This window comes from Streptomyces sp. NPDC032161 (assembly GCF_040636995.1).
Classification (GTDB): domain Bacteria; phylum Actinomycetota; class Actinomycetes; order Streptomycetales; family Streptomycetaceae; genus Streptomyces.
Map to the genome: position 1 here is coordinate 166,031 of NZ_JBEZVN010000001.1, position 22,913 is coordinate 188,943.

The following is a 22,913-nucleotide window of genomic DNA, read 5'->3' on the forward strand; positions in this document are numbered from 1 at the left end:
GCGGGCGTACGGCCAGGGCCTACGCGGCCGCCAGCTTCGCCAGGGCCGCGTCGATGCGGGCGATGGTCTTCTCGCGGCCCAGGATCTCCAGGGACTCGAAGAGCGGCAGGCCGATCGTGCGGCCGGTGACCGCGACGCGGACCGGCGCCTGGGCCTTGCCGAGCTTCAGGCCGTGCTCCTCGCCGGCGGTGAGGATCGCGTTCTTCAGTGCGTCCGCGTTCCACTCGGCGTTGATCAGGTTGGCGCGGGCCGTGACGAGCAGGGCGTCGGAGCCCTCCTTCATCGCCTTGTTCCAGGACGCCTCGTCCTCCACCGGCGCGTCCAGGAAGAGGAAGTCGACGTTGGCCGTGATGTCGGAGAGGACCGTGACACGGGTCTGCGCGTGCGGGGCGATCGCGGCGAACCGCTCCGCGTCGAAGGACTCCGGGGCCCAGGGGGCGAACGGGGCCTTCAGCCAGGGGCCGCACGCCTCGGTGAACGCCTTCACCTCCATCCTGCGGATGTGCTCGGCGTTGATGTGCTCGCACTTCTTCAGGTCGAAGCGCGCCGGGTTGGCGTTGACGTCCTTGATGTCGAACGCGGCCACCATCTCCTCGACGGAGAAGATGTCACGGTCCTCGGAGATCGACCAGCCGAGCAGGGACAGGTAGTTGAGCAGTCCCTCCGGCACGAAGCCGCGCTCGCGGTAGAGGTTGAGGGAGGCCTGCGGGTCGCGCTTGGAGAGCTTCTTGTTGCCCTCGCCCATGACGTACGGGAGGTGGCCGAAGGCGGGGATGTCCTTGGCGATGCCCAGCTCGATGAGCGCCTTGTAGAGGGCGATCTGGCGCGGGGTGGAGGAGAGCAGGTCCTCGCCGCGCAGGACGTGGGTGATCTCCATCAGGGCGTCGTCGACCGGGTTGACCAGCGTGTAGAGCGGGGCGCCGTTGGCACGGACGATGCCGTAGTCCGGCACGTTCTCCGGCTGGAAGGTCAGCTCGCCGCGGACCAGGTCGGTGAAGGTGAGCGCCTCGTCGGGCATCCGGAAGCGGACGATGGAGGTGCGGCCCTCGCTCTCGTACGCGGCGGTCTGCTCGGCCGTGAGCTCGCGGCAGTGACCGTCGTAGCCGGACGGCTTCCCGGCGGCGCGGGCGGCGTCGCGGCGGGCGTCGAGCTCCTCGGTGGTGCAGTAGCAGTGGTACGCGTAGCCGCCCGCGAGGAGCTTCTCGGCGACGTCCTTGTAGAGGTCCATGCGCTGCGACTGGCGGTACGGGGCGTGCGGACCGCCCACCTCGGGGCCCTCGTCCCAGTCGAAGCCGAGCCAGCGCATCGAGTCCAGGAGCTGGCCGTAGGACTCCTCGGAGTCGCGGGCGGCGTCGGTGTCCTCGATGCGGAAGACGAGGGTGCCGCCGTGGTGCCGGGCGAAGGCCCAGTTGAACAGTGCGGTGCGGACCAGGCCCACATGGGGGTTGCCGGTCGGGGAGGGACAGAAACGTACGCGTACAGGTGCGTTAGCCACGCTTGATCACCTTGTTGGTGAGAGTGCCGATGCCTTCGATGGTGACGGCGACCTCGTCGCCGACATGGAGGGGGCCGACCCCCGCGGGGGTGCCGGTGAGGATCACGTCGCCCGGAAGCAGCGTCATCGCTTCCGTGATGTGGACGACCAGGTCCTCGATCGAGCGGATCATGTCGCTCGTCCGGCCGAGTTGTCGTTGCTCGCCGTTGACCGTGGCCTGAATGGTCAGATCGCGGGGGTCGAGGTCGGTCTCCACCCAGGGGCCGAGGGGGCAGGAGGTGTCGAATCCCTTGGCCCGGGCCCACTGCTTCTCGCGCTTCTGGGCGTCGCGGGCGGTGACGTCGTTGGCGCACGTGTAACCGAAGATGACGTCCTTCACGCGCTCGCGCGGCACTTCGCGGCACATGCGGCCGATGACCACGGCCAGTTCGGCCTCGTGGTGGAGCTCGTTCGAGAAGGAGGGGTACTCGATGGCGTCGCCGGAGCCGATCACCGAGGTGGTGGGCTTGAAGAAGGCGACGGGGACGTCCGGTACCTCGTTGCCGAGCTCCTTGGCGTGCTCCGCGTAGTTGCGGCCGATGGCCACGACCTTGTTGGGGAGCACCGGCGGGAGGAGGCGGACCTTGCTCAGCGGGACCTTGGTGCCGGAGAGCTCGAACTCGGCATACGGGATGCCCTTGATGATGTCGAGGACGAGCCCGTCGGGACCCTCGCCCTCGACGGCGCCGAAGGCGACATTGCCGTCGATGGAGAACCTGGCGATGCGCACGGGATGCTGTCGCCCCTCACTTGCTGGCTGACTGAAGACTGACGCTCCAGGCTAACGCCTCAGCCTGCGGGATCCGCCCGAAAGGAAGGTCGTCCGGCGCGGGGTCGCGGGGCGGCGCGCGGGGTCGTGAGGGGCGGCCGTGCGTACTACTCCCCGGCCACGGCCGCGGCCGGGGCCTCCATCAGGATGGTGCGGCGGGGGTTGGCCGTCTGGGAGGGCAGCTCGACGGAGTGCTCCGGGCGTTCCGGCGTCCGCAGTTCGGCGACGTCCTCGAGGTGCGCCAGCGTGGTGCGGCGGGGGTTGGCGATGTTGCGGAGCGTCTTCGTCGTCTTCATCTGTCGCTGGGACCCTGTCGGTACGGGCGCCGCCCGGAGGGGCGCCGGTTGTCGGATTTGCCATCCCTGTAAAACGCCAGGCTAAACATCGAATTCCCTTGGAAAGCCCGGATGAGGCGGCGATCATCGTGTGAGTTTGCTCACCACTCCAGGGATAAAAGCCCCAATTCAGGCGCGTCATTACCTCCGACAAAACAGACATTCAGTAACTGAATCAGTCATTCCGCTCCTGATCATGTCGACTGGGACACCCTGCACCACCCGCCCATTGATGATCAATATTCCGTTTTGTCCATGATCACCGTCCACCACTGGTTACCCCTCCATCACAACGGGTCACCCGCATCCCGCCCTGGCACGGGGCCCTTGTTGGAGATCCGGCACTGTGCTGGAATTCCACGCACCGCCGCGGGTTTCAGGCCGGCGCGCAGGGGCGCAAGCAGCGCCGAGTGGCGGCGGGAAGGGGGAAGAGCGCCGGTCACTCACGACCGACAGGGGCGGACACCTCGCCCCATGACGCCGACACCGTCCCACCCGCCTCGCGCGGAGGGGGCGCCTGGTCCAGAGGTTGCGACGCTAGTGCAGGGACGTTTCAAGAGGGATGGCACCGGGTCTCCCCAGGCCCGTCAGGGCCGGGGGGAAGCCGCGGCTGAGCCGGAGCCGCACGGCGGGACCGACCGCGGCTCCTCGCCCCAGCACGCCCAGGGCCCCGGACCCGCCAGACCCGGCGACGGGGACGACCGCCGTCCCGGCAGCGCGCCGGACGCCGGCGAGCCGGACGCGTCGTCCAAGTCCCGCGAGCCCTCCGGCGCGGGTTCGCGCATGGCCCTTCGCAACTGGCGCATCAGCACGCGCCTGGTCTCGCTGCTCGCACTGCCCGTGGTCGCGGCGACCACACTCGGCGGTCTGCGGATCAACGAGTCCATGAACGACATGCAGCAGCTGGACCACATGCAGCTGCTCACCAAGCTGACCATGCAGGCGACCCAGCTCGCCCAGGCGCTCCAGATGGAGCGCGACAGCTCGGCCGGTCCGCTGTCCCACGGCGGGACCACCAGCAACTACAAGGTCAGCGTCCCCCGCGACAAGACCGACAAGGCGCAGGCCGCCTTCCTCGACGCGACGACCTCCATCGGCGACCCCTCCGGTGACGAGGCCCTCGAAGGCATCCACTCCAGCGTCAACCAGATCGCCACCCAGCTGGGCGAGATCCGCGAGATCCGCAAGAACGCGTACGCCAAGGACGCACCGAGCCTCCAGACCATCGACCGGTACAGCCAGCTGATCACCTCGCTGCTGAGCCTCTCGCAGGACATGGCCCAGGCCACCAGCAACTCGGAGATGATCAAGCGGACCCGCGCACTGGCGGCCTTCTCCTCCGCCAAGGAGTACGCCTCGATCCAGCGGGCGGTCATCGCCGCGGCCCTGCCCGTCGGCGACAAGAAACCGCACCTCGACCCGAACGACCAGCAGTTCGGCAAAGGGGCACTGGGCAAGGAGGGCGCGGCCATGCGTTCCTTCGTGGCGGTCTACTCGGCCACCGGCAACAACGCCGCCGACCTGACCTCCACGCTGACCAACGGCAACCCGGAGATCAAGGCCGCCGAGACCTACGCGAGGAAGGTGCTGGAGAGCCCCACGGGCCTGAGCGGCACGGCGCGCCGTTCCTACATGGACTGGTACGACCAGAGCTCCACCAAGATCAATGCCATGACGACCATCGAGGCCACCCTCCTCGGTGACATGGAGAGCAAGGCCCGCGAGCTGCGCGACGAGTCGAAGCGCGAGGCGATCATCAGCGGTGCGCTCATCCTGCTGGTGCTCGGCGTCTCCCTGGTCGGCGCCTTCGTCGTCGCCCGGTCGATGATCCGTTCGCTGCGGCGGCTCCAGGACACCGCTACGCGTGTCGCACAGGACCGGCTGCCCGAGATCGTCAAGCAGCTGTCCGAGGCCGACCCGCAGGACGTCGACACCTCGGTCGAGTCCGTCGGTGTGCACTCCCGGGACGAGATCGGCCAGGTGGCCGCGGCCTTCGACGACGTGCACCGCGAGGCGGTCCGGCTCGCCGCCGAGCAGGCGCTCCTGCGGGGCAACGTCAACGCGATGTTCACCAACCTCTCGCGCCGCAGCCAGGGCCTCATCCAGCGTCAGCTCTCGCTCATCTCCGAGCTGGAGTCGCGCGAGGCCGACCCGGACCAGCTGTCCTCGCTCTTCAAGCTGGACCACCTCGCGACCCGCATGCGCCGCAACGGCGAGAACCTCCTCGTCCTCGCGGGCGAGGAGCCGGGCCGCCGGTGGACGCGGCCCGTCCCGCTGGTCGACGTGCTCCGCGCCGCCGCCTCCGAGGTGGAGCAGTACGAGCGCATCGAACTGGCCGCGGTGCCCGCCACCGAGGTCGCGGGCCGGGTCGTCAACGACCTCGTGCACCTGCTCGCCGAGCTGCTGGAGAACGCGACGTCGTTCTCCTCCCCGCAGACGAAGGTCCGGGTCACCGGTCACGCGCTGCCCGACGGCCGGGTGCTGGTCGAGATCCACGACACCGGCATCGGTCTCTCCCCCGAGGACCTGGCCGCGATCAACGAGCGGCTGGCCTCGCCGCCCACCGTGGACGTCTCCGTCTCCCGCCGCATGGGTCTGTTCGTGGTCGGCCGCCTGTCGCTGCGCCACGGCATCCGGATCCAGCTGCGGCCCTCCGACTCCGGTGGGACGACCGCGCTGGTCATGCTGCCCGTCGAGGTGGCGCACGGCGGCAACCGCCCGGCCCCCGGTCAGGGGCCCGGGCAGCAGCCCGCCGGGACCCCCGGCGGGGCCCTGGGCGCGGGCGGCGGCCCCGGCGCGGCGGGCGGCCCCCGCCCCGGCCCGGGTGGCGCTCCCGCGGTCCCGGGGGGCCAGAACGGTCCGCGCGGCCAGGTCGGCGCGGGCCCCGGTCCGCGTGCGGCGCTGCCCACGCGGGACGGCGGCGCCCGGCGTTCCCCGGACGAGCAGGGCCAGCAGAACGCCGGTTTCCCGGCCGACGGCGGTCCGCAGGACGTCTCGCGCCCGGCGCCGCGTCAGGGCGGCGGCCTCGCCGGTGCCTTCGGCAACGCCGCCCGGCTCGGCGCCCGCGGCCAGGGCGGCAACACCGGACGTACGGAGCCGAACGGGCCCGACCTGTTCGACGCGAACCGCGGCAGAGGCCACCAGGACGCGCGTGGCCCGCAGGGCCGGCCGGACCTGGCCGCGTGGCAGCCTCCGCAGGCCCCGCAGCCTCAGCAGGCCCCGCAGGACCCGTTCGGCCACCCCGGCGCTCCGGTGGACTCCGGTCGTCAGCTCCCCCCGGTCGGCGGCCCGCGTGCCGAACTGCCCGGCGGCAACCCCCTGCCGCAGCGCCCGCAGCAGGCCGGGTGGGGCACCGGGGAGCCGGCGCAGCCGGACGCCCCGCGCGGCCACGAGGAGTCCGAGACCACCGGCCGGTTCCAGCTGCCGGGGAACCCGCAGCTCGCGCCGCGGCCGTCGCCGGACGACGACCGGCAGGGCCCCGGCTCCACCGCCGAGTTCGCGCGCCCCGACTTCTCGGCCCCCGCCCCGCAGGGCCGGTCGCCGCTGGACGGGCCGTCCCAGGACCCGGCCGGCACCGGCCAGTTCGCCCGTCCCGACTTCGGACAGCAGCAGGACCCCGCGGGCACCGGCCAGTTCGCCCGCCCGGACTTCGGACAGCAGCAGGACCCGGCGAGCACCGCGCAGTTCGCCCGCCCCGACTTCGGGCAGCAGGCGCCCGCGCCGGTGCGGGACCAGGATCTGTCGGCGCCGCGTCAGCGGAGCCGGGAGGACGAGGACTTCGGTGCCCCGCGTCCGCCCGCCGCACCGACCACCGCCGGTGACGGGCAGTACCGTCCGGTCGCGCCGTCGCAGGCGCAGCCCGAGGCGCTGCCGCCCGCGGCCGGTCCGGGCGACGGCCGTACGCCGCTGTACGACACCCTGGAGACGAACTGGTTCCACGGCCCGCAGCAGGGCGGCCAGCAGCCGCCCGCCGGGACGCAGGGTCCGGCTTCCCCGGGGCGCGCGGAGCAGGAGGACCCCTCGGCTGCCGCAGCGCCGCACCTCACGGGAAGCGACCCCGGTTCCCCCACAAGCTCCTGGCGCCCCTCGCCGAACGACGAACTCGTACGGCAGGCGGAGCGGGCCAAGAATCCCGCGGCAGGCGGAGTCACCACGTCCGGACTGCCTCGCCGGGTCCCTCGCGCCAACCTGGTGCCGGGCACCGCCCAGCAGCAGAACCACCAGTCGGGTCCGCAGGTGTCGCGTGCGCCCGACGACGTGCGCGGGCGGTTGACCAATCTCCGCCGGGGCATCCAGCAGGGTCGGCAGGCCAACAACCAGTCGACCGGCAGTTTTCCACTCGGCCCCACTCACCAGCAGGAGCGTTAGTTGAGCCCGATGAGTCAGGCCGCGCAGAATCTGAACTGGTTGATCACCAACTTCGTGGACAACACCCCCGGGGTGTCGCACACGGTGGTGGTCTCCGCCGACGGACTCCTGCTGGCCATGTCCGAAGGTTTCCCCCGTGACCGTGCCGATCAGCTCGCGGCCGTCGCCTCCGGTCTGACCTCGCTGACCGCGGGTGCCTCCCGGATCTTCGAGGGCGGCGCCGTCAGCCAGACCGTGGTGGAGATGGAACGGGGCTTCCTGTTCCTGATGTCCATCTCCGACGGATCCTCGCTGGCCGTGCTCGCGCACCCGGAGGCCGATATCGGTCTGGTCGGCTACGAGATGGCCCTCCTGGTCGACCGCGCCGGCACCGTCCTCACCCCGGACCTCCGAGCCGAACTCCAAGGCAGCCTGCTCCAATAGGCGGCCACGAACCGACCACCAGGAAACGCCCTCAGACCCTCGCCCGTCCGGCCGCCTAGAGCCCCCACCGGCCCTTCAGACGGCAAGCCGACACTCTGCTGTCACGCCCGGAGGATTCATGACCCCGCCACCCGCCTCATCCGACCCGTACGGCGCACTGCACCACGCGTCGTACGACGGAGAAGGCGACCAGCCGCTGGTCCGCCCGTATGCCATGACCGGCGGCCGGACCCGGCCCCGCTACCAGCTCGCCATAGAGGCACTGGTCTCCACCACGGCCGACCCCGCGCACATGGCGACACTGCTCCCCGAGCACCAGCGGATCTGCCACCTGTGCCGCGAGGTCAAGTCGGTGGCCGAGGTCTCGGCCCTGCTGTCGATGCCGCTCGGCGTGGCCCGGATCCTCGTCGCGGACCTGGCGGAAGCCGGCATGGTGGCCATCCACCAGCCGGGCAACGGAGAGACCGGCGGCGCGCCGGATGTGACACTGCTCGAAAGGGTGCTCAGTGGACTTCGCAAGCTCTAGCGGCGGAGCGGCCCGGGCCACCACCTCGGCGAAGATCGTGGTGGCGGGCGGCTTCGGCGTGGGTAAGACCACGTTCGTCGGTGCCGTCTCGGAGATCAACCCGCTGCGCACCGAAGCCGTGATGACCTCGGCGTCCGCGGGCATCGACGACCTGACGCACACGGGCGGCAAGACGACGACGACCGTCGCGATGGACTTCGGCCGGATCACGCTGGACCAGGACCTGATCCTGTACCTCTTCGGTACGCCCGGACAGGACCGCTTCTGGTTCATGTGGGACGACCTCGTCCGCGGCGCCATCGGCGCCGTCGTCCTCGTCGACACCCGCCGCCTCGCCGACTGCTTCCCCGCCGTCGACTACTTCGAGAACAGCGGCCTCCCGTTCATCATCGCCCTCAACGGCTTCGACGGACACCAGCCCTACACCCCCGACGAGGTCCGCGAAGCACTCCAGATCGGCCCCGACACCCCGATCATCACGACGGACGCCCGGCACCGCGCCGACGCCAAGAGCGGACTGATCACCCTCGTCGAGCACGCGCTGATGGCACGGCTCAAGTAGGTGCAAGTCGGTAGAGCGGTACGGTAGTTGCAAGCCCGACCCGCGGGGGGCGGGACTGTGTCCTTAGACACGATCCGCCCCCGCCTTCATAACGTTTCGACAGAGAATTGCCGCGTATTCAGCACCCGATGCGGTCAATCGGTGCCGCTGCGCTCACATGAGCCTCGCCTTTTGGCGGGGCTCGCTCTTTATGCCCGTTTTATCCGAGGCTTGGACCACTCGGAATGGCTGATTCCGAGTGTTTGGAACGCGACCGCTCCCCGTGCTGGAATTCGACGAACTTCTGAGTAGTACGGCCCTGAACGAAATACGGCACACCGTAGGTGCCGACGCCGAGAGGTTGTTGTTCGAGTGAGGCGAAGCAAGGATGGCTCCGCGGCGCAGCCTGAGCGGGGCAATTTCACTCCGCCGTCGCGTGCCGCGGCGCCGCCCGCCGATGCGCCCGCGCACACGGGGTCGGGCGGCAGCACCAGTCGACTGGCCCCGCGCAACTGGCGGGTGCCCACCCGGCTGAACGCCATCCTCCTCATTCCGGTACTGGTCGGCCTGGTCATGGGCGGCTTCCAGGTGAAGGGCTCGGTCGACACCTGGCGCGGGGCCCAGGACGCCGAGAGGACCGCGCTGATCGTCCGCGCGGCCTCCGAGTACGGCCAGGCCCTCCTCGACGAACGCGACCTCTCGGCCCGCCCCCTCCTGTCGAACGAACGCGACAACGCCACGATCGACCGGGTCCGGGCCACCACCGACGCCGCCGCGGCCAAGTTCGACGAGGCCGTGAAGGGGATGCCCGCCAAGCGCGGCCTGGAACGGCGCCTGCAGCTGTTCCGGCTGGAGGAGCCCAAGCTCCCCGAGCTGCGCAAGTCCGCCTACGCCGAGGGCATGGACCCGGTGAGGACGGAAGAGGGCTACGTCCAGGTGCAGCACTCCCTCATGGAGTTCGCCAACGAACTGGGCCTGGGCACCGGCAACATCACCAGCTACGGCCGCACGGTCTACGCGATCCAGCTGGCCCAGGCCGCAGAATCGCTTCAGCGCTCCATCGGCATGCATCTGCTGGTGCGGCCGAGCCGGAAGGGCGCCACCTTCGACGCCCAGGTGAAGGCGTTCGGCTCGTACAACTACCTGGAACGGATCGCGCTCGACGAGTTCGGCTCCGGTGGCACGGAGGCCGACTCGAAGCGGCTGAAGCAGGTCATGACCGCCCAGGCGGCCGCCGGGGCGAAGGAGCTGAAGAAGGCCGAGGAGCGGGCCGAGGCGGCCGGCACCCCCTTCGTCGACCCGCCGAGCGTCGACGGCTCGGTCTTCGACGGCATGGCCCAGCAGATCGCCCGGGGCGAGTCCCCCGAGAAGCTGGCCGCGAAGGGCATCACGCCGGAGACCTGGCTGGCGGCCGCCACCGCCAAGTTCGACGGCTACGCCACGATCGAGAAGGAACTCGTCGACAAGGCGGTGGCCGAGGCGGCGGACATCTCGTCCGGCGCCCGCAACGACGCGATCGTCGACGCCGCCGTCGTGGTCGTCGCGCTGCTGGCCGCGTTCGTCCTGGCCGGGCTGATGGCACGGCAGATGAGCCGTTCCATGCGCGAGCTGCGCACGGCCGCCTTCCAGATCGCCGAGCAGCGGCTGCCGATGCTCGTCGACCAGCTGTCCAGGAACGATCCGGGGCTGGTCGACACCCGTGTCCGGCCGCTCCCGATCGACAGCCGCGACGAGATCGGCGAGGTCGCCCGCGCCTTCGACCAGGTACACCGCGAGGCGGTCCGGCTGGCGGCCGAGCAGGCCATGCTGCGGGGCAACGTCAACGCGATCTTCACCAACCTCTCGCGCCGCAACCAGTCGCTGATCGAGGGCCAGTTGACCCTCATCACCGATCTGGAGAACAACGAGGCCGACCCGGACCAGCTGGAGAACCTGTTCCGGCTGGACCACCTGGCCACCCGCATGCGCCGCAACGGCGAGAACCTCCTCGTCCTCGCCGGCGAGGAACCCGGCCGCCGCTGGAACCAGCCGGTCCCGCTGGTCGACGTGGTGCGGGCCGCCTGCTCCGAGGTGGAGTCGTACGAGCGCATCGAGGTGTCCGGCGTACCGGAGACCGAGATCCACGGCGAGTCCGTCACCGACCTGGTGCATCTGCTGGCCGAGCTGCTGGAGAACGCCACCACGTTCTCCTCGCCACAGACCAAGGTGCGGGTCACCGCGACCCGGCTGCCCGACGGCCGCGTGATGATCGAGATCCACGACAAGGGAATCGGGCTCACCCCCGAGGACTTCGCCGACATCAACCACCGGCTGGCCAACCCGCCGACGGTGGACGCCGCGGTGTCGCAGCGGATGGGCCTGTTCGTGGTCGGCCGGCTGTCCGACCGGCACGGCATCCGGGTCCAGCTGCGTCCCTCGGGGGAACAGGCCGGGACCACTTCGCTGGTCATGCTGCCGGACGCCATCACCCACGGCGGCGGCGGCGGTGGCGAACCGGCCGAGGCCCAGGGCGACTTCACCGTCTCCTCGATCATTCCCGAGCAGCAGGAGACCGAACAGCCCGCGCCCCGGCCCCAGATGCGCACGGCGGCCGAGCTGGGCTTCGACGACTCCCGTTACGAGCAGCCGCCGGCCGGTGCCGCGCCGCTGGACCCGGTGGGCCGCTCGCTGCTGCGCGAGGAGCGCCGGGCGGCCCTGGGCGCCCAGACGGCCGGTGAGCGGTCGCAGTTCGGCCAGGAGCCGCACGCCGCCGGCCGGCCCGTCGACGGCGCGTACGCGCAGAACGGGTACCCGGAGCACGGGTACCCCGGGAACGAACAGGCCCGGAACGGCTACTCCCAGGAGACGTACGGGCAGGCGCAGTACGGACAGGAGCCCTACGGGCAGGACCAGTACGGTCAGGACCGGTTCCGGCAGGAGCAGTACGGGCAGGAGCCTGGACAGCAGCCGTACGCCCCGGAACAGTACGGGCGGGACCAGTACGGCCGGACCCCGTACGAGGGCGGCTACGCTCCGCACCCCGACGACGACGGCTCGGCCGCACAGCCCGGTGCCGTCGCCCCGGGCGAATATCCGGAACCGGCATATACGGAACCGGCATATGCGCCCGGCGATTCCTCCAGGACGATGCCCGAGGAGACGTTCGCCACCGACCCGCAGCAGGACGAGTGGACGGACCGGGACGGCTACCCGCAGACGCCCGAGCCCTCGCCCGGAACGGAAGCGGAATCTGCCCCGAGCACCTCCGCCGAGGCCCCGGAAAGCGTAGGCTTCAACCGTCCGGGACCCACCCCGAACTCCGGCCACGAGCTGACCGAAGCCGGTCTGCCGCGCCGGGGCAGCCAGCAGCACTGGCAGCCCACCGGGCGCGGAAACACCCGGCCGCTCGCCGCGCAACAGCCGCAGCAGCAGGACGAGCTGCCGCCTCGACAGTCGCCCCCGCGGCAGGACGCGAACGGCTCCGACGACTGGCGTTCGAAGAACGACGAACGCTGGGAGCGGGCCGAGAAGCTCCGTGAGCCGAAGGCGGGCGGGGTCACCCCGTCCGGACTCCCCCGGCGGGTGCCCAAGGCCAATCTGGTCGAGGGTACGGCGGAGCAGACGCCGCAGGGCGGCCCACAGGTCTCCCGCGCACCCGAGGACATCCGCGGCAGGTTGAGCAACCTGCGGCGGGGCGTACTGCGGGGACGTAACGCGGGTTCGGACACGAGTAACACCTACAACCAGGAGCGTTAGTGTGAGCCCGATGAGCCAGGCGGCGCAGAATCTGAACTGGTTGATCACCAACTTCGTGGACAACACCCCCGGGGTGTCGCACACGGTGGTGGTCTCCGCCGACGGACTCCTGCTGGCCATGTCCGAGGGATTTCCGCGTGACCGTGCCGATCAGCTCGCGGCCGTCGCCTCCGGTCTGACCTCGCTGACCGCGGGTGCCTCCCGGATCTTCGAGGGCGGCGCCGTGAACCAGACCGTGGTGGAGATGGAGCGCGGCTTCCTCTTCATCATGTCCATCTCCGACGGATCCTCGCTGGCCGTGCTCGCGCACCCGGAGGCCGACATCGGTCTGGTCGGCTACGAGATGGCCCTGCTCGTCGACCGTGCGGGCAACGTCCTCACGCCGGATCTCCGGGCCGAGCTGCAAGGAAGTCTTCTCAACTAGCAAAAGGAAGTCTTCTTAACTGATAAACGGACAGTGCGTTTCGCGCCACCGGGTCATAAGGTGCGGTGGCGCGGCCCCACTGGGATCGGGACCGGCAGGCGGAGGAGGAATCGTGACAACACCCCCAGACGGGCACCGGTACAACGGCGGCCAGAACGTGCCGGGTGAGCACGGGAGCAATCCCTTCAACTTCCCCTCCGCGCCCAGCGGACAGCGCACGCAACAGCCGTACCGGCCGTTCCGGCCCCATCGGTGGCCGCAGCAGCCGGAACACCCGCAGCAGCCGTCGAGCGGCCCGCAGGAGCCCGCCTGGCCCCCGCAGCGGCCGTACCGCGACACCCCGCCCCGACCGCCCCGTATCCAGCCCGTGCCGCCGCGGCAGGCCCCCGAGCCGGCCGCCCCCGCCGCGCACAATCCGCTCGTCCGTCCGTACGCCATGACCGGCGGCCGGACCCGACCGCGCTACCAACTCGCGATTGAGGCGTTGGTCAGTACCACGGCCGATCCGTCGCGGCTGCAAGGGCAGTTGCCCGAGCATCAGCGGATCTGCCGGTTGTGCTTCGAGATCAAGTCGGTCGCCGAGATTTCGGCACTGCTCTCGATACCCCTCGGCGTTGCCCGGATCCTCGTAGCCGACCTGGCAGAGGCCGGACTCGTCGCTATCCATCAGCCCGGCGGCGACGAGTCCGCCGGTGGCCAGCCAGATGTGACACTGCTCGAAAGGGTGCTCAGTGGACTTCGCAAGCTCTAGCGGCGGAGCAGCCCGCTCCACTACCTCGGCGAAGATCGTGGTGGCAGGGGGCTTCGGCGTGGGTAAGACCACGTTCGTCGGTGCCGTCTCGGAGATCAACCCGCTGCGCACCGAAGCCGTGATGACCTCGGCGTCCGCGGGCATCGACGACCTGACGCACACCGGGGACAAGACCACCACGACGGTGGCGATGGACTTCGGCCGGATCACGCTGGACCAGGACCTGATCCTGTACCTCTTCGGTACGCCCGGACAGGACCGCTTCTGGTTCATGTGGGACGACCTCGTCCGCGGCGCCATCGGCGCCGTCGTCCTCGTCGACACCCGCCGCCTCGCCGACTGCTTCCCCGCCGTCGACTACTTCGAGAACAGCGGCCTTCCCTTCGTCATCGCCCTCAACGGCTTCGACGGACACCAGCCCTACACCCCCGACGAGGTCCGCGAAGCACTCCAGATCGGCCCCGACACCCCGATCCTGACCACGGACGCCCGGCACCGCGCCGACGCCAAGAGCGCGCTGATCACCCTCGTCGAGCACGCGCTGATGGCACGGCTGCGCTAGTGCCGTGACCGGCATGCCCTGGTCCCGGTGGCGTCCGCGGGTGTCACCGGGCACGGGGCGGGTGCCACCGGGAGCGAGGCCCGGGAAGAGAAGTCCGTACGACGTACTGATGCCCCGCACTCACCGGAGGACCGGGAGTGCGGGGCATCAGCGCGTCGTGGTGTCCGTCAGCGCTGCCAGGAGTGCGGGGCACGGAAGCCCGGGGTGCGCTCCAGACGGCGCCACCCGGCGGTGCTGCGGCCGCGGTGGGCGGGGGTGGCGTCGGGCTGCGCGGCGGCGCGGGCGAGCAGGACGGCGGTTATCGCGGCCAGTTCCTCGGGGGCGGCGGTGCCCTTCTCGACGCGCAGCACGGATGCTGTGGCAGTGCTCATGGGAGGTCTCTCCGTCTTCTCGACAGGTCTTCTCGGCAGGTCTTCGCGGACCCGGCGGCTTCGCGGTGTTCCCGCGACCCCGGCCGCGGACTACTGCGGGGGGTTGCCGTGCTTGCGCGACGGCAGGTCGGCGTGCTTGGTGCGGAGCATGGCGAGCGAGGCGATCAGCACCTCGCGGGTCTCGGCGGGGTCGATGACGTCGTCCACCAGGCCGCGCTCCGCCGCGTAGTACGGGTGCATCAGTTCGGCCTTGTACTCCTTGACCATGCGTGTCCGCATGGCCTCCGGGTCCCCGGCCTCGGCGATCTGTCGGCGGAAGATCACGTTGGCGGCGCCCTCCGCGCCCATCACGGCGATCTCGTTGGTCGGCCAGGCGTACGTCAGGTCGGCACCGATGGACTGGCTGTCCATCACGATGTAGGCACCGCCGTACGCCTTGCGCAGGATCAGCGAGATCCTCGGCACGGTGGCGTTGCAGTACGCGTAGAGCAGCTTCGCGCCGTGCCGAATGATTCCACCGTGCTCCTGGTCCACCCCCGGAAGGAAGCCGGGTACGTCCAAAAGAGTGATGATGGGGATGTTGAAGGCGTCACACATCTGGACGAAACGGGCCGCCTTCTCGGATGCCTCGATGTCCAGGACACCGGCCAGGACCTGCGGCTGATTGGCCACGATCCCGACGACCTGGCCGTCCATGCGGGCGAGGGCGCACACGATGTTGCGGGCCCAGCGCTCGTGGATCTCCAGGTAGTCGCCGTCGTCGACGAGTTCCTCGATGACCTTGTGCATGTCGTACGGACGGTTGCCGTCGGCGGGGACCAGGTCCAGCAGGACGTCGCCGCGCCGGTCGGCCGGGTCGTCACCGGCCACGGCCGGCGGGTTCTCCCGGTTGTTGGAGGGCAGCAGGCCGAGCAGGTACCGGACCTCGGCGATGCAGGTCTCCTCGTCGTCGTACGCGAAGTGGCACACGCCCGAGGTCTCGGCGTGCACGTCCGCGCCGCCGAGCCCGTTCTGGGTGATCTCCTCGCCCGTGACCGCCTTCACCACGTCCGGACCGGTGATGAACATCTGCGAGGTGTCCCGCACCATGAACACGAAGTCCGTGAGCGCCGGGGAGTAGGCGGCGCCGCCCGCGCACGGGCCGAGCATCACGCTGATCTGCGGGATGACGCCCGACGCCTTGGTGTTGCGCTGGAAGATCCCGCCGTACCCGGCGAGCGCGCTGACGCCCTCCTGGATACGGGCACCCGCGCCGTCGTTCAGCGACACCAGCGGGGCACCCGCCGCGATCGCCATGTCCATGATCTTGTGGATCTTGGTGGCGTGGGCCTCGCCCAGGGCGCCGCCGAAGATCCGGAAGTCGTGCGCGTAGACGAAGACCGTACGGCCGTCGACCGTGCCCCATCCGGTGATCACGCCGTCCGTGTGGGGCTTCTTCTGCTCCAGGCCGAAGCCGGTCGCCCGGTGCCGGCGCAGCTGCTCGACCTCCCGGAACGACCCCGGGTCGACCAGCAGCTCGATGCGCTCACGCGCCGTCAGCTTGCCCTTGGCGTGCTGCGCCTCGGTCGCCCGGTCACTCGGTCCGCGACGGGCCTGCTCACGCAGCGCCAGCAGCTCGGCCACTCGGCCGCGGGTGTCGCTCGGCTCGCCCGGGGTTTCGTCCACAACGGTCATGCACCGACCCTACGAACCCCGGCAAGCAAATCCTGCCGTCGACTCCGTACAGTCTCCCGACCCGATTCCTGGTGGAGCCTGACAGTGCCAGGGCGCCATGCAGGCGAAGTACCAGCTTTCGCCGGTCCGGAGTTGTGCGGTTCCTATAAAGCTCACCTGTGGTCTGCCGCACACTGCTGTCAGCCTCGGGGTGTGCTCCGGTCGGGTGTTCCGCACGAGGGTACGCCCCCTCGGAGGGGGCGCGGTCCGCGGTGCCGGGGGCTCGGGACGACCGTCGGCCCCGGGCAACGGCCGGGCGGGCCGGAAGCTCCGGGGGGTCTCGTCGGGGGCCGGGCAGGGGAAGCAGGCAGGCCCGGGGAGGCCCGCCGGCTCATGGAGTCCGGCGGGCCTCCCCGGTCGCGGCGTCGCCTATCGGACGTCGCAGCGCAGGGTGCGCCCGTCCGTCCCCGGCCGGACCCTCAGCACCAGGCGCCGCCCGGTGGCGAGCACCTCGATGCCCGGGTCCGCCGAGACGACCCGGTGCACCGGCCGCTCCCAGACGACGTCCACCGGGGCGCCGCTGCGGTCGGGCCCGCTGACGCACACGGTCATGGTGCGTCCGCGCTCGCGCACGAGGACGCTCGCCGGGGCGGTGACGGAGAGCGGGCCGGCCTCGCCCGGCTGCCAGAAGTTGGCGGCGATGACGCCCAGGGAGCGCACGGAGACGGCCTGAGCGGCGGCGGTGTTGGCGTGCACGGTGAGCCACCGCCGGTCGGCGGCGCGGGCGGTGACGGCGCGACGGGAGGCTCCGGGCATCAGCAGGTACGCGTAGGCGGCATCGACCGGGTCGGTGCCGTGGTCGAGCCACAGGGTCTGGTAGCGGCGGGTGCGGCGCTCGGTGGAGCTGGTGGTGTTGATGTCGGACCAGGCTCCGGTGCGGTCCTCGCGCAGCGTGCGCAGTCCGGTGGCGCCGCCGGGGAACACCCAGCCGCCGTGCCCGTCCAGGTGGGCCCAGCGGGAGCCGGGGTCCGTGGTGAACGCGGCGGTGCCGTTCTCGCCGATCATGCGGTTGTCGACGACCGTCTCGACGGGTGTCGAGTCGGTGCCGGTGATACCCGCGCCGAGGCAGACGACCGTGTCGTCGAGGCAGAACCACGACTTGCGGGCCTGGAGCGTCGAGCCGAGGCCCTTGAGGTGCTGGCCGACCGCCGCGAACTCGCCGTCGGTGGTGCCGCCGACCCAGGCCGTCGAGGGCTTGGCCGCGCCCCATTCACCGCCCGCCCGGTCGGCGAGCCGCTTGGTGGACACGGTCGTGCCGGGCAGCCGGTACGGGTCGACGGTCGGCCAGAACCAGTCGGTGTACTGGTCGCCCTGCCGGTCGCCGGGCCACCAGTAGAGCATTCCGGCGCCGGTGTGCCAGCCGCGCGGGTTCTCTCCGTTGCCGCACTCGTAGTACGAGATCCGCTTGGAGGCCATGGAGAGGCCCGCGGCCCAGTGCGGACGGCGGTGCACCGCTCGGTCCATGCCGGCGAAGAGGTGGTGGCCGATCCGCTCGGGCGCGGCGCGCACGGCACTGGCCTGGACGGCGTGCAGCCGGGACAGGTCCGCGATGCCGTACTGGGGTGCGGCGAGGACGGGGCTGGTGCGGTCGCGGGCGATCCAGCCCTTGATCATGCCGTGCCAGCGGTCGCGTTCCTCCGCCGAGGCGCCCTGGGCGAGGAGCGCGATGCCGGCGATGATCCCCTGCCCGTGGAAGTGGTCGCCGCGCAGGATCCTGAGGTCGTCGCTCTTGAGCACGCCGCGGCTGATGGCCCGGCCGTTGACGCTGTCCATGACCAGGCCGTTGTAGATCAGCGGGGCGTAGGCCTTCTCCACGCTGTCGAGGATGATCTGCCGGTTCGGGTCGGTGACGGCCCAGGTGGACCCGGCGAGCAGCGCGAAGAGGCGGCCGAGCCCGTCGAGCATGACCTGGCCGTAGGTGCCGGAGTAGGCGATGGTGGTGTGCTGGATGAACGACCCGTCCGTGTACAGCCCGTCCCCCGTGGTGACGTAGGGGAAGACGGGCGAGAGCGCGTCGCGGGCCAGCTCGATCTTGGCCGGGGTCCGGCCGAGGACGCCGCGCATGACGACGGAGCGGCACAGGTCGACGCGGTTGGCGCCGGTGGAGGTGCCGCTGTAGTCGCGGAGCACGGAGTCGGGAACGAAGTGGTCGACGGCCGCGCAGGCGGCCTCGACGCGGGCGGTGCCCAGGTGCTCGTACAGGACGGCGGTGATGTCCATGAGGAGGCGCGGGCTGCCGATCTGCCATTCCCACCAGTTGCCGTACGGCTTGACGGAGGCGTGGTAGGCGGTCGCGGCGAGGTGGTCGTAGCCGCGCACGATGTCGGCGAGGAGGGCGGCGTCGCCGGTGGAGCCGGTACCGGGCTGGGCGTACGCCTGGGTCATCGTCCACAGCCTGCTGTACGCCTGGGTGATGCCGGCCGGAGGGTCGTAGGGGGCGTCGGGCCACAGCGAGCCGGGCTGCGGGTCCATCGTCGACCGGAACGTCCGCGCCCGGGTGCCGAGGGCGGTGAGGCGGGACGCGTAGGGTTCGGCGGTCGCGTCGAAGCCGGTGCCGAGCGTGATGACGGTCCACCGTCCGCGCAGCTCGTCGAACTCGTCGGCGCCCGCGGCGCCGCTGCCGGTCGCCGCCGTCGCGGAGACGGACCCGGACGTGCTCGCTGCCGCGGCCGTGCCGGGGACGGCGACGGCCAGGGCGGCGCCCGCCGAGAGGGTGAGCAGGGTGCGGCGTGACCATTCGGGCGGTGTGGGCATGTGCGGCTCCGTTCTTCGCGGGGTCGTCGGTGTCGGGGTGGTGTGTGGGGGTGTGGGGACGGGGCGGGTGTCCGCCGGGCGGCGCACCCGCCCCGGGTCTCGGGAGGGGGCTCAACTCCCGCAGTGGAAGCGGGCGTCGCCCCAGTCGGCGTGGTCGTTCCCGTTGCCGTCGCCGCCGTCGTCGACGATCAGGTCGACGTACCGGGCGCCGGTGATGTCGGCGGTGAGCCGCCAGGGGCCGTCGGTGGCCTTCAGCAGCGGTGACCTGGCCTTCTCGGTGCCGTCGGCGGCGACGGCGAACCGCACGCTGCCGCGCGTGGTCTGGATGTCGTCCACTCCCACCTCGGCGGTGAAGGAGGCGCAGTTGCCGCCCAGGTAGTAGCGGACCCGCGCCGGGGCGTGGGTGCCGAGGCCCTTGGCGTGGACGGTGCCGCCGATGGTGAGCGGGGTGCCGTCGCCGGTGCCCTGTTCGCCGTTGGAACGGTCGCGCTCGACCGGCCCCCAGCCGTTCTCGGCGGAGACCTGGTCGAGGTCGCTCGCCCAGCTGTCGGTGGTGGGCGGGGGCGGCAGGGTCCGTACGGAGGTCTGCGCGCCGAGCGTGCGCCGGGCGCCGCCGGCCGTGTAGGAGACCTCCGAACCCAGCTGGTACGTCCGGTACTTCGCGTCGACCGGCGGGGTGACGCGCCAGCTTCCGGTGACCTCGGCGCCCGGGGCGACCGTGTCGAAGGCGACGGCTCCGGCGGGCTCGGCCGTCCACCCCTCGGGGACGGTCAGGCTCAGCGCGACACCGTTCGCCGCGGTGGTCTCGTGGTTGGTGAAGGCCGCCCGGACGGTGTGCGCGGTGCCCGGCTCCAGGGCCTCGGCGCCCGGGTCGACGGTGAGCGTGCCGCAGGCGGCGAGCCCGTCGGCGGGGGCCGGTCCGAGGTCGGTGACGGTGAACGCGTCGAGGACGAAGTCGGCGCCGTCCGGGGCGTCGCCACGCTTGCGCAGCCCGGTCCAGGTGTCGCCGCAGCCCGCGGTGACGGTCTCGGTGAAATGGCCGGTGACGCGCTGCTGCCCGATCGGGGTGGCACGGGTCCCGACGGAGCGCGGTGTGCCGTCGGCGGCGATCCGGTCGTAGCCGTCGACCCACTCGTACGCCCCGGCGTGACTGGACTGGTAGTCGTACTCGACCCGGTAGCGGTGGCCGTCGGTCATCGGCACGGTCCAGGGCGCGGTGCGGTAGACGAGTCCGGGGTTCTCCTCGTGGGACTTGAGGGACTCCCCGCCGCCGATCACGTCGTCGACGAGCTTCCCGTTCCAGCCCGACCGGGTGTACGGGGCGTGCGGCCGGGAGATGACGGTGCGAGGGTCGGTGGAGCCGCCCGCGTCGCCCTTGAGGAAGGGGCCCCAGCCCTGGTCGACGTCCTCGAAGTCCTCGTACACGACGGTGTTCTTCCTGGTCGCCGGGGCGTTGGCGACGATGCGCACGTCGTCGACGCGGACGCGCGCCGCGGCTCCGCCGGCCGCCTCGACGCGCAGGGTGGTACGCCCGTGCGCCGGGGCGGTGAAGTTCACCTTGACGCGCTGGAAGTACGTGTCGTGCCAGTCGGAGGCGGCGACCTGGTCCTTCGCGGTGGAGCGTTCGACGGATACGGCCTTGCGGCCGGTCCTCCCCTTGGTGTCATCGCCCACCGAGAGGGTGGTGCGCCGGGTCTTCCCGGGCTCGACCTCGATGAGCGCGGAGGCGGTGTAGCGCCTGCCGGGCGTGAGCCCGTCGATGCGCTGCTGGATCCCCGCCGGTGAACTCCCTCCGAACCGGGCACTGTTGCGCCCCCGACCGTCGGTGTCGCGTGCGACGGTCCCGGTACGCGTCCAGGAATCGAGCCGGGCGTCGTTGAAGCCGGGGTCGCGGACCGGGGTGTCCTCGCCCCAGCGGGGGTCGGCGGCCTTCGGCGCACGGCCCGGGTAGAGGACGTACGGCTGTCCGGCCTCGGCGGTCAGCGTGATCCTCCCGTCGACGGCCCTGACCGTGCCGGCCCTGACCCGGCCGTTGTCGGTGAGCTCGTAGACGGTGTACGGGCCGTCGGACGGCACGGCCCAACTGGTCCTTCCACCGGTTTGGTTGTAGTGGTAGAGCTTCTTGCCGCCGTCCCAGGGCAGCAGGTAGTCGGTGCCGCTGAGGACCTTGCGCCCGTGGTCGTAGAAGGTGCGCCGGCCGTCCTCGACCGTCCCGCGAAGGCCGCCCGTGAACGTGATGTCGTTCCCGTCCCAGCGCGTGATCCTCTGCTGCTGGAGGAACTTGGCGGGCAGGTCGCGCTGCCAGACGTTGGCGTAGAAGGCGTTCCAGTCGGTCTCGCCGGTCCAGCCCTCGAACTCGGCGATGGCGGTCTGCCCGAGGACCGGATCGTTGTTCCAGGTGTCCCGCTCGCCGTTGCGTATGAAGCGGATGATCTTCGAGTTGAGGCCCTTGTTGGTGGCGCCGCCGTAGTCGAGGTCGTTGGCCCAGTGCGACCAGAGGGTGCCGCGCTCGAACTTGTCGGACCACTCGCTGCCGACGTTCCACCCCTGCTTCCGCAGGATCTGGAGGGTTTTGTCCGCGATCCAGCCGTGCGTGTAGTAGACGTCGATGTAGAGGAAGCCCAGGTTGCGGTCGGTCTCGTCGCGCAGTTGCTGGAAGCGCCGGGCCAGGTCACCGCTGTTGAGGTCGCGGCGCTGGTCGATGTAGTAGCTCTGACCGAGCCAGTTCCAGCCGGGCCTGTTCTTGTCGACGAGTTGCTCGTCGAACTCCCTGGCCTCCGGGTACGCCTCCGTGGCGTTGACGTGGACGCCGAAGGTCGCGCCCCACTTCTTCCCCTTCCTCAGAAGGGAGTTGAGGTCCTTCAGACCCCCGGCGCGCTCGTTGTAGTCGCCGCCGTAGTCGGGGTGGGCGGAGTCGTGCCCCTCGGAGGCGTACCCCTTGAGCACCGCCAACTGCCCGAGCCCGTCGGTCGCGAGCGAGATCCGCTTGACGTCGTCGAGCGTGCGCAGGAAGGGATGGGTGGCCTGGCTGGCGAAGTTGAACGGGATGTGGGTGATGACCCGGTCCGGGGTGTCCTCGCTGCCGGGCGCGGTGATGCCGATGGTCCGGAACGCGATGGCGCCGTCCTGCCAGTCGACCCTGCGGTCGCCGTTGGCGTCGGGGGTGACGACGACCTTCGCCCAGGGCAGGTCGTCGCCGCTCTCCGGCTTCGGCGCGCCCTCGCCCCGGTAGGTCCACTGCCCGGACCAGACGCCGACCCGGACCCCGCCGCCGTCCCCGCCCTTGCGGGCCTGGTGCCAGAACCGGGCGTCGTCACCGCCGGTGGCCCCGGAGGGTTTGTCGTACGAGGAGTTGGACTCGACGGCGGCGGCGAGCGAGCCGGTGTTGACGATCGCGTACGAGGCCCCGACGGGCGCCGCGTCCGGGGCGGTGTCGGCGGTGACCGGGGAGAAGACGTCGGCGGTTCGGGTGGAGTCGTTGTCGAGCCGGGTGAAGGCGGTGGCCGCGCCGGTGTCGGCGGAGCCGACGGAGGCGAGGTCGTGGCCGGGTATCTCGATGGTCCCGACGCGGTGCGCGCCGGTGTCGCGGACGGCCGTGATCCTGAAGGTGGTGGCACGTCCGGAGACGGAGAGCGAGGCGTCGATCTCCACCCCTGGCAGATCGGGGAAGGTGAGCGTGTAGCGGGCGGTGGTGGTGCCGACGCGGGGCGCGCCCTTGAGCCGTACGGGGTGCGGAGTGCCGTCGAGGGTGACGGAGGTGACCGGCCGGGTGCTGCCGAGCAGCCGGGCCCCGCTGGACCTGTCGGTGTACGCCAGGACGCGCGGGAAGTCGTCGGCGACGGCGACGGACAACTGCGCGGAGGCGATGACGGCGGCGTCCGCCGGTACGTCCGCCGTCTCGGCCGCGACGGGTGAGTCGGCGGCGGGGGCCGCGACGGGTGAGGGGGCGGCGAAGGCCGTGGCGGGGAGAGCGGTTCCCACCAACGCCAGTACTGCGGCTGAGGCGGCGGCTGTGGCGCCCGCCGAAGTGAATCTTCGCGACATGTGCACTGCGTAGTCCCCGCGCCCGGACACCGTCAATGACCTGCGACGACTCCGTGCGCTCCA

15 protein-coding genes are annotated in these 22,913 nt (G+C 71.2%); 8 read left to right on the forward strand and 7 right to left on the reverse strand.

Annotated elements, in window-relative coordinates; all coding sequences use genetic code 11:
* Positions 1 to 19: 19 nt before the first annotated feature.
* From gltX to AB0E67_RS00740, 3 genes are all read right to left on the reverse strand, one after another.
* Positions 20 to 1,495: a glutamate--tRNA ligase gene (gene gltX / locus AB0E67_RS00730; protein WP_362019120.1), complete on the reverse strand. Its 1,476-nt coding sequence runs from the start codon at positions 1,493 to 1,495 to the stop codon at positions 20 to 22.
* Positions 1,488 to 2,264, reverse strand: coding sequence for a fumarylacetoacetate hydrolase family protein (locus tag AB0E67_RS00735; RefSeq protein ID WP_360103984.1), 777 nt, complete (start codon positions 2,262 to 2,264; stop codon positions 1,488 to 1,490). The genes gltX and AB0E67_RS00735 overlap by 8 nt, the downstream gene beginning before the upstream one ends.
* Positions 2,265 to 2,410: 146 nt before the next feature.
* Entirely contained in the window at positions 2,411 to 2,599 is a 189-nt protein-coding gene (locus tag AB0E67_RS00740; protein WP_362019123.1) for a hypothetical protein, read from the reverse strand.
* Positions 2,600 to 3,421: 822 nt separating this feature from the next.
* Here AB0E67_RS00740 and AB0E67_RS00745 point away from each other — a divergent pair.
* From AB0E67_RS00745 to AB0E67_RS00780, 8 genes are all read left to right on the forward strand, one after another.
* Positions 3,422 to 7,006, forward strand: coding sequence for a nitrate- and nitrite sensing domain-containing protein (locus AB0E67_RS00745; RefSeq protein ID WP_362019126.1), 3,585 nt, complete (start codon positions 3,422 to 3,424; stop codon positions 7,004 to 7,006).
* A 9-nt stretch (positions 7,007 to 7,015) separates the two neighbouring features.
* Positions 7,016 to 7,429 (forward strand): roadblock/LC7 domain-containing protein, encoded by a 414-nt coding sequence (locus AB0E67_RS00750; protein ID WP_362021331.1) that lies wholly within the window; start codon positions 7,016 to 7,018, stop codon positions 7,427 to 7,429.
* Between the two features lie 118 nt (positions 7,430 to 7,547).
* Positions 7,548 to 7,955: a DUF742 domain-containing protein gene (locus tag AB0E67_RS00755; RefSeq protein ID WP_362019129.1), complete on the forward strand. Its 408-nt coding sequence runs from the start codon at positions 7,548 to 7,550 to the stop codon at positions 7,953 to 7,955.
* On the forward strand, positions 7,936 to 8,517 hold the full coding sequence (locus tag AB0E67_RS00760; RefSeq protein ID WP_073784781.1) for an ATP/GTP-binding protein: 582 nt from the start codon (positions 7,936 to 7,938) through the stop codon (positions 8,515 to 8,517). Before AB0E67_RS00755 ends, AB0E67_RS00760 begins: the two co-directional genes overlap by 20 nt.
* A 351-nt stretch (positions 8,518 to 8,868) precedes the next feature.
* The gene (locus AB0E67_RS00765) at positions 8,869 to 12,231 is read left to right on the forward strand and encodes a nitrate- and nitrite sensing domain-containing protein (RefSeq protein ID WP_362019132.1); all 3,363 of its coding nucleotides are present in this window, start codon (positions 8,869 to 8,871) and stop codon (positions 12,229 to 12,231) included.
* A gap of 10 nt (positions 12,232 to 12,241) precedes the next feature.
* On the forward strand, positions 12,242 to 12,655 hold the full coding sequence (locus tag AB0E67_RS00770; RefSeq protein WP_009997645.1) for a roadblock/LC7 domain-containing protein: 414 nt from the start codon (positions 12,242 to 12,244) through the stop codon (positions 12,653 to 12,655).
* 112 nt (positions 12,656 to 12,767) lie between these two features.
* Positions 12,768 to 13,406, forward strand: a complete 639-nt coding sequence (locus tag AB0E67_RS00775; protein WP_362019135.1) for a DUF742 domain-containing protein — start codon at positions 12,768 to 12,770, stop codon at positions 13,404 to 13,406.
* Positions 13,387 to 13,968, forward strand: coding sequence for an ATP/GTP-binding protein (locus AB0E67_RS00780; protein ID WP_014048542.1), 582 nt, complete (start codon positions 13,387 to 13,389; stop codon positions 13,966 to 13,968). The genes AB0E67_RS00775 and AB0E67_RS00780 overlap by 20 nt, the downstream gene beginning before the upstream one ends.
* A 167-nt stretch (positions 13,969 to 14,135) precedes the next feature.
* Here the strand turns inward: AB0E67_RS00780 and AB0E67_RS00785 are convergent, their stop codons facing one another.
* The 4 genes from AB0E67_RS00785 to AB0E67_RS00800 all read right to left on the reverse strand — a co-directional run bounded on the left by AB0E67_RS00785 (position 14,136) and on the right by AB0E67_RS00800 (position 22,850).
* Complete coding sequence (locus AB0E67_RS00785) at positions 14,136 to 14,339, reverse strand: acyl-CoA carboxylase subunit epsilon (protein WP_362019138.1); 204 nt, start codon at positions 14,337 to 14,339, stop codon at positions 14,136 to 14,138.
* A gap of 90 nt (positions 14,340 to 14,429) precedes the next feature.
* The gene (locus AB0E67_RS00790) at positions 14,430 to 16,013 is read right to left on the reverse strand and encodes an acyl-CoA carboxylase subunit beta (protein ID WP_362019141.1); all 1,584 of its coding nucleotides are present in this window, start codon (positions 16,011 to 16,013) and stop codon (positions 14,430 to 14,432) included.
* A 408-nt stretch (positions 16,014 to 16,421) separates the two neighbouring features.
* The gene (locus tag AB0E67_RS00795; protein ID WP_362019144.1) at positions 16,422 to 18,806 is read right to left on the reverse strand and encodes a polysaccharide lyase 8 family protein; all 2,385 of its coding nucleotides are present in this window, start codon (positions 18,804 to 18,806) and stop codon (positions 16,422 to 16,424) included.
* A gap of 111 nt (positions 18,807 to 18,917) precedes the next feature.
* Positions 18,918 to 22,850 carry an endo-alpha-N-acetylgalactosaminidase family protein gene (locus tag AB0E67_RS00800; RefSeq protein ID WP_362019146.1) on the reverse strand — a complete coding sequence of 1,311 codons (3,933 nt, stop codon included), beginning with the start codon at positions 22,848 to 22,850 and terminating at the stop codon, positions 18,918 to 18,920.
* Between the last annotated feature and the right edge of the window lie 63 nt (positions 22,851 to 22,913).